9 protein-coding genes are annotated in these 12407 nt (G+C 52.9%); 7 read left to right on the forward strand and 2 right to left on the reverse strand.

The annotated features are described in order from the left end of the window. The first annotated feature begins 251 nt into the window (after nt 1–251). Nucleotides 252–2207: an autotransporter assembly complex protein TamA gene (locus E1162_RS06845; RefSeq protein WP_257098723.1), complete on the forward strand. Its 1956-nt coding sequence runs from the start codon at nt 252–254 to the stop codon at nt 2205–2207. A 49-nt stretch (nt 2208–2256) separates the two neighbouring features. Further along, nucleotides 2257–6639 carry a translocation/assembly module TamB domain-containing protein gene (locus E1162_RS06850; protein WP_155128643.1) on the forward strand — a complete coding sequence of 1461 codons (4383 nt, stop codon included), beginning with the start codon at nt 2257–2259 and terminating at the stop codon, nt 6637–6639. A 139-nt stretch (nt 6640–6778) separates the two neighbouring features. Here the strand turns inward: E1162_RS06850 and E1162_RS06855 are convergent, their stop codons facing one another. Next, nucleotides 6779–7768: a YeiH family protein gene (locus E1162_RS06855; protein ID WP_155128645.1), complete on the reverse strand. Its 990-nt coding sequence runs from the start codon at nt 7766–7768 to the stop codon at nt 6779–6781. Between the two features lie 467 nt (nt 7769–8235). On the opposite strand from E1162_RS06855, the gene E1162_RS06860 reads away from it, so the two are divergent. The 4 genes from E1162_RS06860 to E1162_RS06875 all read left to right on the forward strand — a co-directional run bounded on the left by E1162_RS06860 (nt 8236) and on the right by E1162_RS06875 (nt 10895). Next, the gene (locus E1162_RS06860; protein WP_155128647.1) at nt 8236–8742 is read left to right on the forward strand and encodes a class I SAM-dependent methyltransferase; all 507 of its coding nucleotides are present in this window, start codon (nt 8236–8238) and stop codon (nt 8740–8742) included. 309 nt (nt 8743–9051) lie between these two features. Then, nucleotides 9052–9627 carry a YceI family protein gene (locus tag E1162_RS06865; RefSeq protein ID WP_155128649.1) on the forward strand — a complete coding sequence of 192 codons (576 nt, stop codon included), beginning with the start codon at nt 9052–9054 and terminating at the stop codon, nt 9625–9627. Nucleotides 9628–9712: 85 nt separating this feature from the next. Next, a complete protein-coding gene (locus tag E1162_RS06870; protein ID WP_155128651.1) occupies nt 9713–10336 on the forward strand; it encodes a cytochrome b in 624 nt (207 codons plus the stop codon). A gap of 10 nt (nt 10337–10346) precedes the next feature. Beyond that, nucleotides 10347–10895, forward strand: a complete 549-nt coding sequence (locus E1162_RS06875) for a YceI family protein (RefSeq protein WP_155128653.1) — start codon at nt 10347–10349, stop codon at nt 10893–10895. Nucleotides 10896–10976: 81 nt separating this feature from the next. Here E1162_RS06875 and E1162_RS06880 read toward each other — a convergent pair whose 3' ends face one another. Further along, nucleotides 10977–11564 (reverse strand): NAD(P)H-dependent oxidoreductase, encoded by a 588-nt coding sequence (locus tag E1162_RS06880; RefSeq protein ID WP_155128655.1) that lies wholly within the window; start codon nt 11562–11564, stop codon nt 10977–10979. A gap of 100 nt (nt 11565–11664) precedes the next feature. Here E1162_RS06880 and E1162_RS06885 point away from each other — a divergent pair, with 100 nt between their 5' ends. Beyond that, complete coding sequence (locus E1162_RS06885) at nt 11665–12246, forward strand: TetR/AcrR family transcriptional regulator (protein WP_155128657.1); 582 nt, start codon at nt 11665–11667, stop codon at nt 12244–12246. Nucleotides 12247–12407 lie beyond the last annotated feature (161 nt).

Genomic DNA, 12407 nt, shown 5'->3' on the forward strand with positions numbered 1-12407 from the left:
AGAGGAAGCCAGTAGTACCGCTTCCCGCTATTAGATAGTGACACAGTTTCGCCTTAATCTACGCTGTTAACACTCTCACAAACCAAGTAGTTTCCATGGGTTTCACCCATTGTGAGGCGTTGCGTCTCAAATTATAAAATGTGCATGGAGGCGTTAACGCTCGCTTCACACTCTCGATGGGCTAACACCCTTTCCTGCGGTGCTCGGGCAGCTTTGACGCGTTTTTCGGGTCACTTACTTTGGAATGTGCTTTGGCGTACTGCCCTAATAAAAAACTGCTTAACAGGGCGGGAAAGCGTATCGCTGCGCTTTCCATGGCATTTATTGCCTGCACATTTGTTGCTCCATACGAAGCCAATGCGTTTTCGTTGTTCGGTTTTCATTTGTGGGGTGAGAAGGAACCGGACCCGAGTGATTTCTCCCTGCCAGATCCGACGCCGTACACCGTAACCTTTACGGTTGAGGAAGCGCCGGAGGCAGAGGACAAGAAGCTTGTAAAAAAGCTAGAAAACAGCAGCCAGCTTGTATCCCAGGTTAAAAACCTGCCGTCCGGTGTTACTGGCTTGAAAGCACGCGCTCTTTCTGACTTTGAGCAGCTTGTGGCCCGCCTTTATGCTGCCGGCCATTACGGCGGTCTTGTCTCCATCACAATCGACGGTGTTCCACTTCAGCAATCTCTTGAAGACCCTAAGGAGATTGAAGTCCGCCCTGTTCCGGTTAACATCGTGGTTAAACCCGGCCCGCTATTCACATTCGGCACTGCCAATGTAACCTATGCAGGGCCTGTAACTTCGGAAGATCGGGTCCTGCCGGATGCTAGTAGCCTTGGTATTGTCGAGGGTGAGGCCGCGTTTTCTGCCAAGGTGCTTTCAGCCGAAAAGGCTGCATTGAAGGCGATGGCGGATAAGGGGTACCCGAAAGCTCAGATCGCACAGCGCAGCCTTGTTGCTGACCATAACTCCAATGAGCTGGACGTTACCTTGCGCGTAGAAAGCGGCCGCAAGGCGTTCTTTGGCCCTGTAACGGTGGTTGGCGCGACAAAGGTCGATCCGGAATTCATCAAGGAATATGCTCTCATCCCAGAGGGCAAGCAGTTCGATGGCAAATTGCTGCAAGACTCAGAGCAGCGCCTCAGAGACCTTGAGGTGTTTGCAAGCCTTCGCATTCAGCCAATTGGCGAAATTCAGCCAGACGGCACTCTTCCGATCCAGATCAGTGTCGCAGAGCGACCGGAGCATGTTTTCGGCTTTGGTGCGAACTGGTCTAGCAATGAAGGTATTGGTGTTGAAGGATATTGGCGGCACCGTAACCTCTTTGGCCAAGCGGAAAAGCTGCAGCTTTCCGGCTCCGTCGGTAACATTGACTCCGCAGCTTCTGATGATCTGGAATATGATGTTCGCCTTGGCTTTGAAAAACCGGGCGCTTTTGGTCCAACAACGTCTTTCACCAGCTCTTTAGGTGCCAAGCAGGAAAATCCCGACAACTATCGCAGCCGCTCTATCAGCAGCGACTTCTTCTTTATCAAGCAGTTCGACGAGTTTCTTGAAGGACGGCTTGGCGGTGAACTCTACTTTGCCAACGAGGAAGATGTCTTTGGCATGCAGGATTACTTCCTGCTCGGAGTACCGGGATACGTTGTTTACGATGACCGCAATGACAAGCTGAACCCGACCAAAGGTACATGGGCAACGGCGTTTGTAGAGCCTGCTTATGATGCCATTGGCAACTCGCCGCTGCTGTTCTCACGGCTTTCGGTTACAGGTTATTTGCCAATTGGTAAGGACGATCGATTTGTACTCGCTGGACGCGCTGCTACCGGCTCTATCGTTGCCGAAAGGCTTACGCAAATACCGGCTGCAAGGCGGTTTTACCTTGGCGGCGGCGGTACCGTTCGCGGTTATGCCTATAAAAACATCGGCCCGCGAATTGGTGACGATGTAACGGGCGGACGATCGTTCATGTTGTTCAACGGCGAGCTACGCGCCCGTGTAACCGATAACTTTGGTGTTGTCGGCTTTATCGATGCAGGTGCTGCGTACGATCCAATTCTACCGAACTTCAGCGAGCCGCTCAAAGTCGGCGTTGGTGGCGGCATTCGGTATTACACGCCTGTTGGCCCGCTTCGGTTGGATATCGGTGTACCTTTGGAACCGGATAACAACGACCCGAGTTTTGCCCTTTACGTTGGTATTGGTCAGGCATTCTAGTCTTCTGCCATTGCGCAGATTTTAATAACCATTTTACGGAGCAATTTCCGTGTTGCTGATTAAGCGTTTGTTCTCGTTTATTTTTAAGGGCTTCGTTGCCTTGGTCTCGCTGCTTGGGCTTGTCTACGTCCTTGTTGTGGGCGCTGGCAGTTTCGAGCGGGGACAAGAGCTTACTGGACAATTGTTATCCGCGCTTATTCCAGATGTTACGATTGAGCGACCACGCATTGACTGGGCGCTGGATGTCGATGTGCACAAGGTCTCCGTTAGCGACGTAAAAGGCACTTGGCTGGAACTGCAAGGGCTGGATCTGGACTGGTCCCCTATTGCGCTCTTTAGCGGACAAGTGGTTGTCGACAAGCTAAGCGCACTCTCCGTCCGCGCCACAAGACGGCCAGAACCTAGCGCAGAGAAAGAACCGTCAGGTGAGAATAAGTCATCACTTGAAGACTTTCTCATCATCCCTGTTGATCTGAAAGACGCTGAGATCAGCGAGATCATTCTGGACTCGCCAGTTCTTGGCGCGCCTGCCCTTTTGCGGGCAGATGCTGAAGCACGGCTTACCACAAAGCCGGAAAAGATTTCCGCCAAACTCAATGTTAGTAGACTGGACGAAATCGAAGGGTTTCTGGCTGCTGATTTGACCTTCGCGCCAAACTCTCAGCTGCTTGATTTCGATGTTGAGGTATTTGAAGCCAAAGGTGGGTTGTTCGACGCGCTGACCAACGCTCAAAACGCTCCTTCTGTAAAGTTTAGCCTGACCGGAAACGGTCCGGTTGAGGACTGGAATAGTCAGCTTTCGCTTGCTTTGGATGGCAAGGAAACCGTGAGCGGTCAGGCACGGTTCCAGAAGCAGGATACAAACCGCCTCCTTACGGCTAACCTTAGTGGTGCGCTCGCGTTTTTGCTTCCTGAAAGCCTTGGCGAGTTGTTTGAAGGACAGACCGCGCTTGTCGCCGAGGTCCAACTTAGTGACAGCTTTGACGTACTGGAGGGGACGCTAAACCTTTCAACAAACACGTTTTTTGCCAAGGCAAACGGCAATCATGACCCTGCCTCTGGCCGCCTTCTCGTCAACAGTACGCTGGAGACAAAGCTCGCAGATGGCCAAACACTTACTATCCCACTAGAAAACAACGAGATTTCACTTGGTCGTGCATCCGCTACTTTCCATGCGGCAGGCCCGATTTCCGAAATTGATTGGGAAGTGAAGGTTGATAGCCTAGGCGTTGCTGCACAGGGCGTATCGAGTGAATCTGTAACCCTATCTGCGAAGGGGCAGGACGCAAATCTCACGAAAGATCAAGGCCTTGTACCTTTTATAGTAGAGGGTGATGTAAAGGGCCTTTCCTATCAAAACGCTGACTTGCAGGCGCTGCCAACGTCAGCGCAGTTGCTAGCAGGAGGCCGCGCCTCTATTGCTCAATCTGCCCTTTCTCTGGACCGGTTTGCGCTTGTTGCGCAGGATCTTGCAGTGCGGTTGGAAAATTCAACGCTTTCTCTTGCAGATAGCCGTATTGAAGGCTCCCTCACCGCTTCCAAGCTGGACCGTTTTTCAAAAATCGCAAAGCGCGATTTTGGCGGTGATGTGCAAGCGCATTTTACTGTTACAGGTCCACTTGCTGAAAAACAGGGACGGATTGAAACGCAGGTTACAGCCGAAGGTTTGAAGATTGGCTCAAAGGAACTTGATGGCCTGATCGACGGTGATACCAAGTTAGTGGTGGCTGCAAACATTGATGCCTCCCCCCCTGAAATCGAGAGGGCAACTGTCACCATTGAGCGGGCGCAGCTTGTTGGGCCGCATGCCCGCTTAAGCGTGCAAGGCAACGTGAATAACGGCGAAGCAGACGCAGGCTTAAGCGTTGAACTTTATGACCTAAACCGCATTGACCCACGCCTACAAGGTGCGCTTACAGCCAACCTTGGTGTGCGCGGGCCGGTTCGCGCAGCCGATGTGGTGCTAAACGCCTCCACCAGCAACCTCGTTCTTAACGGTACAGCGGTTCCATCGTTGAAGGTTGAGGGCAATGCAAAAGCTGATCCAAAGGCACCCAACGGGCAATTGAACCTTTCCGGCATTATGAACGAGAGAGCCTTCTCGGTATCGGCAGTTCTTTCCAGTGAAGGTAAGAGCGCCGAGATCGGCTCCTTGATTGCCAAGGTCGGTGAGAACGAAGCCAGCGGCTCCTTCACCATTGCAGACATGAGCGCGTTGCCGACGGGTATTTCCGGCAACCTTACGATCAATGCTCCTGATCTTTCGCAGATCGCACCGCTGCTTTTGACAGAAGCGGAAGGCGCAATTACCGGATCGGTAAAGCTGGATGATAACTCCGGTTCTATCCTTGCAGACATTGATCTGCGAGCGAGCGATGTGAAAGTCGCTGACCTTGGCGTTGAAAGCATCGCCGCGCAAATCAATCTGGAAGACATTTTTGCGAAACCGCGCCTTGATGGTGAAGTGCTGGTTAGCGCTCTCAAGGCCGGTGAGTTTGTCGTCAACACCGTGAACTTCAACGCCAATACCAGCGGCGATACCATTGCCTTTGAGGGCAAGGCCGTTCTTGCGCAGGACGATCAGTTCGTCGCGCTGAATGGTGAACTCGCGACGCTGGATGACGGTGGCTTTACCCTCACGCTGAATGAGCTTGATGGCAGCTATGATGGCATCGACACAAAGCTTAACCAGCCAGCGCGGATTACGGTTGGCTCTGGGCAGCAGGCAATCGAAGCTCTCGTGTTAGAGCTGGGTGATGGCAGGCTTACTGTTTCGGGCTCCGCCGGTGAAAATTTGGATGTGAAGGCAGACCTTGCCAGCATTCCCGTAAGCCTTGCCAACGCGTTTGTGCCGGACCTTGCACTAGCGGGACAATTCAACGGCACTGCCACTGTGACGGGCCCTTCTTCCAACCCGCAGGCGCAGTGGTCCATTCAAGCATCCGGCCTTAATGCAGCGCCGCTTCGCCAGCAGGATATTCAGGCCGTTTCGATTGAAAGCACTGGCAGCTTTGCAAACAACACTGTGAGCCAGCAGACGACGCTTTCCAACCCTGCAGGGCTGGATGTTCGCTCAAAAGGAACAATTACCTTGGGCTCTCCAGTCAGCATGGATGTTGACGTTGATGGCCGTGTTCCAATGTCCGTACTTAACGGCCCGCTGATCCGCTCTCGCGTTTCGGCAACAGGAGCAATCAATCTGGATGGCAAGGTTTCCGGCCGCCTTCCACTGCCTCAAATCAGCTTTGTCGCAGCACCGGATAATCTGGAGATTACCCAGCTCACCAGTGACCTTGTGCTGAAGAACTTTACCGGCCGTATCACCAGTGACGGCAAGGCTATTAAGCTTGAAAGCCTTGGCGCGGAATTTCTTGCGGGCGGTACGCTGAATGCCAACGGACAGGTCGATCTGGGCGATGGTTTGCCAGCAGACATTACCCTCACCATAGACAAGGGCCGCTATATCAACGGTGATCTGGTCAACGCGCTTATCAACGCCGCGCTTGAGCTGAAAGGACAGCTTGGCGGCAACGGAGCACCTGCAACTATTTCCGGTGAAGTGACCATTGAGCGGGCAGATATCGGCATCCCGACATCTCTTGGCACCTCAATCAATCCAGTAGGCGTCAAGCATGTTAACGCCCCTATTCCGGTTGCTAAGCAAGCACAGGAACTGGCCCGGGATGAAGGCCGCGGCTCTAGCGCGCAGGCGGAAAACCAGAAGCAGAGCAAGCCGATTGCGCTCGATATTACAATGAACGCGCCGGGACAGATTTTCGTTCGTGGTCGTGGTTTGAACGCAGAGGTCGGCGGTGCTTTGACCGTTAAGGGCACCACCAACGATATTGAAACCGTTGGTCAGTTTTCGCTGCGCCGTGGCCGCTTTGATATCCTTTCAAAGCGCCTCACCTTCAGTCAGGGTGATGTTACCTTTGCCGGTACCTTCATTCCGTTCCTGGACTTTGCCGCTCAGACGACCACCAGCGAAGCCGAAGTGACGATCTCCATTACCGGTCCGGCGGATGAGCCAGTTATCACATTCAGCTCGGTGCCTGATTTGCCGCAGGATGAAATTCTGGCCCAGTTGCTGTTTGGCCAGTCGTCTACAGACCTGTCGCCTTTACAGCTTGCCCAGCTTGCTTCTGCCGTTGCAACGCTTTCTGGCGGGGGAACCGATGGCGCATTTTCCGCGCTGCGAAATTTGCTTGGCTTGAGTGATATTGATGTGAGCGTTGACCCTGAGGGTAATGCGGAGCTTTCCGCTGGTACCTATATCAACGAGAACATCTATCTGGGCGTTACGCAGGATACGGGCGATGGCAGCAACCGCGCCACGGTAGATATCGAGATCACCAAGAACCTGCGCCTCCGTGGTGAAGCAGATTCCAAGGGTGATACCAAAGCCGGTTTCTACTTCGAACGGGAATACTAGGTATCTGCTGATAAGCGTGGGATCGACGGGCCCTTGAATTTGTAGATACCAGTGATGCAAACAAAAAAGCCCCGAGGCACGACATGCGCCTCGGGGCTTTGTTTCGTTTTGTGGCTAGTGGCCTAATTGGGCTCGAGACCTAGACCATCAAGAACAGCAGTGCAATTGCCAAGCAGAGCAAGAACACGGTCTCGCCAATAACAACGGCGATATGGCGGAAGCCAAGATCTGCCATTGCCTTAAGCGAGGTTTTTGTTCCAAGACCTGCGATAGCTGCAACCAGCAGCCAGCGGGACGTGCTGTCCAGCGAGGAGCGTACGACCTCTGGGATCACACCGGTTGAGTTGATGACCAAGAGGCCAGCAAACGCCAGAGCAAACCATGGGAATGGAGCCGAACCACCTTCTGCGCCGCGCTGATTGCGATAGGCGTAGGCAAAGGCCAAAACGATCACAGGCAGCATAGCCACGCGCAGCAGCTTTACATAGGTGCCGATATCGCCCGCCGTATCAGAGATAGCGTAGCCAGCGCCAACAACCTGCGCCACATCGTGGATTGTCGCGCCAAGCAGGATGCCCGTTTGGGTATCGGTAAAGCCGAACAGCGAGAACAGCAGCGGGTAGAAAATCATCGCCACCGTTGAAAGGCTGGTTACCGCAATAACGGTGAAGAGCGTGTCACGCTCCGCCTCTCTGTTTTGTGGCATTGCAGAGGAAATTGCCAGTGCAGCGGAGGCACCGCAAATTGCTACAGCACCACCTGTCAGCAGGCCGAATTCTTTGGATTTGCCACTGATGCGGGCAAGGAACCAGCCAAAGGCGATTGTTGCGAAAACACAAAAGACAACCAGTAGCAAAGGCGCAAGGCCCAATGACTGGATTTGCTGCAGTGTTACCCGCACGCCTAGAAGGGCAACACCCACGCGCAGTAGCTTTTTTGCCGTAAAATCAATACCGGCAATACACTTTCCCTCTTGGGAAAGGAAATTGAAGGCCATACCCAGCAACAACGCAAAAAGCATTGTGGGGCCACCATAATGGTCTGACAAAAAGCCAGCGGCCGCGCCAATTGTTCCGCAGAGCAACAAGCCGGGTGCAAGTTCCTGCCCCCTCTTCAGGACGCTTTGCATGAACGTCTCTCCTTAACTTCCGGCCCTTTATGCAAAAAGGCCAGCACTTCGACTTGATAATATCAGGCAAGCGGAAGGCTTCAGCCCTCTCGTTCCACCCAGTCCTTTTTCAAAGCCACGGACCCAATTTTTCGGGTTCTCATAGCTTTTTGTTCCCCTCAAACGCTTTGATCAGCGCTTTTTGCCGGTTTCTTCCGCGGATATTCCCGCGCCTTTACGCGCCCTGCCGCATTCGCGTAAAGCCAAGAGTATCCTTTAACAGGAAGATCCCAGTGTTTTCTTACCTAAGAGTACTTTTTTGATTCTGATAGGGGAAGCCCACGCCTAAGTGTGCATGAGCGCAAAGAGGTGCGCGCTGTTTACCCCAGAACCATCAAAAGCAAAAGAATAGAATGGGCTGCGGGCTTGCCCTTTGGCACACCTGTTGTGTATGAGAGGCGCAAAGCTCCAGAGCCTCGGGAACAGACATGAAAAAGTACGACGATATTTACGCCAAGGACCAAGACTACTTCGGTCATACCTCCAAACAGTTCACCACCATGTTCTCCAATCTGGATTTTCGTGAAGGTACTATTTTGGATATTGGCGCAGGTCAGGGTCGTGACGCCCTCTTCCTTGCAGCCCGCGGCTACCGCGTTATCGCCGTTGATACCTCCCGCGTTGGACTGGAACAGCTGGACCAGCGAGCAGCCGAATACGATCTGCCGATCGAAACTGTGCATGCCGATGCGCAGGGCTACACGCCGAATGAAACAATCGACGCTGTGGTGTGTGACCGTTTCTTCCACGAGCTGCCATCCAACGCCCGCGTAAAGTGCCTGCAGCGCCTCATGGGCTTTTTGAAGCCGGATGGTTACATGCTTATTGCCGATGACAAGAGCGTTCTGCCTCAGCTTCGTGATGCGCTCAAGAAAGAGAAGTTCGACTTCCTACGCGATAAGAACGGCATTCTTTTCGCAGTGAAGCCTATGTAATTGACGAAGGCACGCGCCCTATCCGAGTTGATATGGCAAGTGATCCTAAGAAGAATCTGACCCGCAGTTTTTATAGCTGCGGGTTTTTTGTTTTCCCTGTTTTACAAAGGCACCGAAGGGAAATTCGCTCATCCTTGATGATGCTTAAAATAAATTTCCTTTAAAACGCAGCAAGTTAGAGAACATCACGATTATTCACGGATAGTGAACAATGCGTTCAATTGCAATTTCTCAGATAAACGCAAATATGGCCACAACAACGTTTTAATACGTACAGTCGATTTGCTTTATTACGAGGAGTTCAACATCATGTTTCGCAAAACACTAGCAGCGGCATTTGTCGCAAGCCTTCTTTCTACTCCCCTTGCTGCTGCTCCTGTCGAATATAACTTCGACATGTCCCACTCCAATCTGGCCTTCTCCTACAATCACCTTGGCTTTTCTACCACTGATGGCCGTTTCAAAGACTGGCAGGGAACGCTCGTGATTGACGAAGAAGAGCCTGCAAAATCTTCCGTTGATGTGACCATCTCCATTGGCAGTCTTGATACCTTCTGGCCTGCGCGTGACAAGCACCTTCTAAGCGGTGACTTCTTTGATGCGGCGAACTTCCCGACTGCGACCTTCAAATCCACCGCAGTAAAGAAGACCGGCGAGAACGAGCTGGAAGTGATGGGCGACCTGACCATTAAGGGCGTTAGCAAGCCAACCACCCTCTACGTGAACGTGAACCGTATTGCCGAGCACCCAATGGCGAAGAAGCGCACCGTTGGCGTGACTGCAACCACCACCGTGAACCGCTCCGAGTTTGGCATGGGTGCCAACGTTCCTTATGTGAGCGATGAAGTCGTGATCACCATCAACAGCGAAGCAATGGTGAAGTAACCACGGCTTTTCCGAAAGCCTTGAACTCGTCGTGGCGGGGCCTGTCCAATGGTCTCGCCCACCCCTTATGAGCGAGGATGGCGTGATGCTACGCAACACTAAATTTGGATACGGCTCTCTTGCCATTCTGTTCCATTGGACGATGGCGATCCTTATCATCGGCATGTTGGGCCTTGGTCTTTACATGGTGCGCCAGCCGCTTACCGCGCCAGAAACCTTCGCCCTTTTTCAGTGGCATAAGTCATTCGGCATTGTTGTCTTTGCCCTCGCGCTCGCCCGTCTTGTCTGGCGCTTTTCCAACCCAGCGCCTACCCTGCCTGAAAATATGGGAGCCTTGGAGCGCCTTGCTGCCCATCTAGGTCATGCAGGTCTTTATGCTTTGATGTTATTTTTGCCGCTTAGCGGCTGGCTTGTCGTCTCCTCCAGCCCCTACAACATTCCGACCCTTTTATTCGGCAGCATCAACATTCCGCATATGCCTTTGGGCTGGGCGGTAGCGGAAAAGACCAGCCTTTCTGATCCGGCAAGCCTCATTCACGAATACGCTGCGTACCTGCTAATCGTTCTGGTTCTGCTGCATATCGCGGCGGCTTTGAAGCATCACTTTATCTCCAAAGACGACGTGCTGGTTCGAATGATGAAGCCAAGTTCTGCCGCTCCAAGTGAAGCCAGCAAGCAGCAGTCCCCATCCCAATCAAAAGCGACTTAGGATCAATAAAATGAATTTACTAAAAGCAGCTTTTCTGAGTGCTTTCACCCTGTTCGCCACAAGCGCTTTTGCAAGCCAGTGGACGGTAGACACAATCAACAGCAAGGTGTCATTCACCTTTGTTCAAAACGGTGCATCCTCCACCGGCTCCTTCAACATGTGGAACGCGGCAATTGTTTTTGACCCTGCTGCCCCTGAAAACGCCAAGATTGAAGCGACTATTCAAACCGGTAGCGCGGATACGGGCAATGCACAGACCGACATTACCCTGGCCGAGCAAGCTTGGTTTGACATCAACACCTACCCCGACGCCGTCTTCACCAGCTCTGAAGTAAAAGCGCTTGGCGGGGACAAGTACGAGGCCAACGGTAACCTTGCTCTGCGCGGTGTTTCTGTCCCTGTTGTCTTGCCATTTACATTAAAGATCGATGGTGACACAGCCACCGCTAAAGGCAAGATCACGCTGGATAGAACCAATTTTGGCATTGGTAACGGCACGCCGGAATCTACCGTAGCGAACGGGGTTATCGTTGAGGTGGATGTGATCGCCACACGGTAGGTGCAGCCAGTCGCGATTTTGAAGACCTGTTGTTGAAACCGCCCGTAGCTGGAAGGCTGCGAGCGGTTTTTCTTTTGCGGCTCATGCGCCTTGCGCGCCCAAACGGGCAACGCCTGTCATCCAGCTTTCAACCTGCCCGTCCCTAGGGTGACTTGCGCCTGCAAAGTACGTCACCTTGGTTGGCTTGATGCCAACAAAGCCCAGTATCTGTTTGCGTAGCTGCCATAGCATCGCGTTTTTATAAACCAGTCGTAAAAACCAGCCCGGCGTGTCGGACGTTAAGATGAGCCTTGCCGTGCGCCCGCTTAGCATTGGCAGGGGAAGGCCTGCTTTGGTGCTGCGTGTGTCGAAGGTGCGGCCGGGCAGAAAGGCTCTGTCAAAAAGCCCTTTCAGCTTTGCAGGCAAACCACCCCACCACATCGGCGTTGCCAGAACGATATGCTCGCTCCACTCGATATCCTGCATGACCTTTTCCAGCGATGGCTCAAGCGGTTTAGCATCCTTAAAGCTGGAAACACCGAAGTCGCTGTCAAACTGCAGATCGTGCAGATGGGTGATACGGACCTCGTTTCCGGCAGAGCGCGCTTCCTGCGCATAAACTTCTGCAAAGTTTCGAGACAAAGACGTGGCGGCGGGATGGCCGTTCAAAATGAAAATGCGCTTGCTCATGGTGAGTCCCTCATTAATTGACCATGGTCAATAAAGACTCAAAAGTGACCAAGGTCAATATAAATTTGACCACGGTCAGTAAAATTGATAGTGAGAGCCTATGAAGAAGCCTATCCAACAGCGAACGCTAAAAACCCGTGCCCGTCTGATTGAATGCGCCCATGAGCTTATTGAAGCGCACGGGTATGCTGGCCTGCGTATTGAAGACCTTGTTAAATGCGCTGGTGTGGCCAAAGGCACGTTCTTTGCGCATTTTGCCGACAAGGATGCGTTGATGGAGCTTTTGATCGCCGAACGCATCAATCAGCACCTTGACGCAATTGAGAAAGCGCCGACCCCGCGTAGTGTGGAGACCGTTGTTAGTAGCTTGATGCCGCTTTTGCAGTTTATGGCCTGCGAACGCTATGTGTTTGATGTCATTTTACGCCATTCCGGCGCGGCCCAGAAAGAGGAAGTCGGCGCGATTGCCATGACGTTTGATCGTCAGGTCCGTGTTGTCAGTCACTGGCTGGCTGAAGGGCCATTTCGCAAGGATGTTCCCGACAGATTGCTCGCTGACGGCATTCAGGCTTTTTGCGTTCAGACGATGGCGCTTAACTTTTGCGCGCTTCACAACAGCATTCCCATGGACGAGCAGCTTCTGCCTTATCTCAAAGCGTGGCTTCTGGAAAAAGTGGACTAGCCCTGGCTTGAGGGTGCTGCTGCTTCTGTCTGGACCCCGCATCAAGTGCGGGGTGACATCATTGCTAGGAGCGGTTTCCGCCCGTCACACCGCTAAGTATCGTGAATACCCCGCTAGCCCCTGCCTCATCCGTCATACCGGACGAGCGGAGCGGTGATCCG

The sequence above is a fragment of the Pseudovibrio flavus genome (assembly GCF_009711345.1).
In the GTDB taxonomy this organism is placed as follows: domain Bacteria; phylum Pseudomonadota; class Alphaproteobacteria; order Rhizobiales; family Stappiaceae; genus Pseudovibrio; species Pseudovibrio flavus.

Coding starts and splice junctions, on each gene's coding strand:
- E1162_RS06880 (WP_155128655.1), bottom strand. CDS start 11,564: ATGAGCAAGCGCATTTTCATTTTGAACGGCCATCCCGCCGCCACGTCT.
- E1162_RS06885 (WP_155128657.1), top strand. CDS start 11,665: ATGAAGAAGCCTATCCAACAGCGAACGCTAAAAACCCGTGCCCGTCTG.
- E1162_RS06870 (WP_155128651.1), top strand. CDS start 9,713: ATGCTACGCAACACTAAATTTGGATACGGCTCTCTTGCCATTCTGTTC.
- E1162_RS06860 (WP_155128647.1), top strand. CDS start 8,236: ATGAAAAAGTACGACGATATTTACGCCAAGGACCAAGACTACTTCGGT.
- E1162_RS06865 (WP_155128649.1), top strand. CDS start 9,052: ATGTTTCGCAAAACACTAGCAGCGGCATTTGTCGCAAGCCTTCTTTCT.
- E1162_RS06855 (WP_155128645.1), bottom strand. CDS start 7,768: ATGCAAAGCGTCCTGAAGAGGGGGCAGGAACTTGCACCCGGCTTGTTG.
- E1162_RS06875 (WP_155128653.1), top strand. CDS start 10,347: ATGAATTTACTAAAAGCAGCTTTTCTGAGTGCTTTCACCCTGTTCGCC.